The sequence below is a fragment of the Micromonospora foliorum genome, assembly GCF_022229015.1.
In the GTDB taxonomy this organism is placed as follows: Bacteria; Actinomycetota; Actinomycetes; order Mycobacteriales; family Micromonosporaceae; genus Micromonospora; species Micromonospora foliorum.
The window spans coordinates 1-1,927 of record NZ_JAKKFF010000536.1 but is presented as its reverse complement, the minus strand read 5'-3'; the positions used below and the strand labels follow the sequence as shown (position 1 = coordinate 1,927).

Genomic DNA, 1,927 nt, shown 5'->3' with positions numbered 1-1,927 from the left:
CGGCGGGACTGGACGCCGGCAACAGCCGGACCGGCAGCCCGGCGGCGGCCAAGCCGTCCAGCAGCCGGGGCAGCAGGGCGCGGTGCCGTCCGCGACCGGCGGTCGGGTTGGTGAGCACGGCGACCGGGCCGGGCAGGTGATCGTCTGCGGTCACGGGCAGCACCGTACCGGTCGGACACCCGCCGTTCACCAGGGGCAGGCGCCGTCACCATCGGTTCCGCCGCCGCCGCTCGACGTGACGCGACGACGCCGCCCCCGCGGCAACGGGGACGGCGTCGGTGGACCGGTTGGCGCGGGGCCGTCAGGTCATGTCGTCGTAGCGGCGTTCGATCGGCGCCGGTGGGGCGACCGGCTCGGGTACGCCGATCGGCGCGGCCGAGTCGACCCGCTGCCCGGCCACGACCGGGTCCGCGTCGAACTCCAACGGCGACACCTCGTCGTCGTCGATGCCGGCGTAGACCTCCTTGCCCCGCCCACGCCGCCTGTCGTTGATGAAGGCGACGCCGACCGCGGCGAAGTAGAGCGCGGTCAGGCAGAGCGCCAGAGCGGTCATCCCGAACGGATCAGGGGTGGGGGTGACCACTGCGGAGAAGGCGAAGAACACGAAGATCGCCACCCGCCACCAGCTGAGGAGCCGTTTCGCACTGGCCAGGCCGACGAAGTTGAGCATCAGCACGATCAGCGGGAACTCGAACGCCACCCCGAACAGCAGGATCAGGTTGGTGACGAACGAGATGTACCGGGTGACTTCCAGATTCGTCGAGATGTCATCGCCGGACACGTTCAGCAGGAACTCGAGGCCCTTGGTGGTGACGAAGAAGGCCAGCACCGCGCCGGCCGCGAACAGCGGCGCGGCCAGCGCAGTGAAGATGTACGCGTAGCGCCGCTCGTGCCGGTGCAGACCCGGTGCGATGAACGCCCAGAGCTGGTAGAGCCAGATGGGCGCCGCGATGATCAGGCCCACCCACAGACCGATCTTCAGGTTCAGCAGGAAGACGTCCGCGACACCGAGCTGGACGAACTTGCACTTGCCGGTGACCGGGTCGAGCGAGGCGTCGAGGCTGCAGTACGGCTCCGACAACAGGATCCGGACCGGCTTCGCCAGCCAGATGCCGACGCCGAAGCCGATCATGATCGCCAACGAGGCGCGGAAGAGACGATTGCGCAGCTCACGGACGTGCTCGATGAGCGTCATCGACCCGTCGGCGGCCCGTTCGAACGCCTTTGGGCTGCGTTTACCCAGTGCGAAGGCCACGGTGGTGGGGCCCTTCGGTCAGTTGTCGCGGACGCGGTGCACCGGGTCGACGACCGGCTGCTGCGGCGGCGCCTGCTGGTACGGGGCCTGCTGCGGCTGGCCAGCGTACGGCGCCTGCTGCCCGGCGTGCGGCGGCAGCGGCTGGTAGCCGGCCTGCGCGTCGGCCTTCTCGGCGAGGTCGCGGTCGTCGTCCTGCAGGCTCTTGGTCTCGGCCTTGATGATCCGCAGCGACCGACCCAGCGAACGGGCCGCGTCGGGAAGCCGCTTCGCACCGAAGAGCAGGATCAGCACAACCACGAGAACAGCGATGTGCCACGGCTTGAGGGCACCCATGAGAAGCTCCAGTCGCTCTGTGTCCGGGGGGTGGTACGCAGCCCATCGTACGTGCGGATCGGCTGCCCGCCACCCGCTGGGTGGTGGTGGTCTGGGCGGGAGGGTGAAGTCTTGACCAACCCGCGATGATCCGTCAACCACCGGCGGGTGCGCGCTCGGTCAGCCGCGCTTGGCCTTGATCACCGCGAGCCGCCGGGATGTGGTGTCGAGCCGCCGTTGGACGTCCTCGGCACGCTGTTGCAGCGCCTCGGCGGTCTCCCGCAGCGCCTCGGCCTCGGCGGCCCGCCGCTGCAACGCCACGGCGGCGCGGCGCAGTCGGGGCAGCCGGGCCAGCACCGG

Annotated in this window: 3 protein-coding genes and 1 pseudogene; all 4 read right to left on the bottom strand. The window is 70.4% G+C overall.

The genetic code is table 11. The features are described from left to right. Positions 1 to 154, bottom strand: a pseudogene (locus PSH25_RS29745) (sphingosine kinase); the annotation flags it as partial. Positions 155 to 301: 147 nt separating this feature from the next. Continuing rightward, positions 302 to 1,255 carry a twin-arginine translocase subunit TatC gene (tatC, locus tag PSH25_RS29740; RefSeq protein WP_238662167.1) on the bottom strand — a complete coding sequence of 318 codons (954 nt, stop codon included), beginning with the start codon at positions 1,253 to 1,255 and terminating at the stop codon, positions 302 to 304. 18 nt (positions 1,256 to 1,273) lie between these two features. Next, positions 1,274 to 1,588, bottom strand: coding sequence for a Sec-independent protein translocase subunit TatA (gene tatA / locus PSH25_RS29735; RefSeq protein WP_124855346.1), 315 nt, complete (start codon positions 1,586 to 1,588; stop codon positions 1,274 to 1,276). 159 nt (positions 1,589 to 1,747) lie between these two features. Continuing rightward, on the bottom strand, positions 1,748 to 1,927 hold a 180-nt coding region (locus tag PSH25_RS29730), incomplete at its 5' end, for a hypothetical protein (protein WP_238662166.1).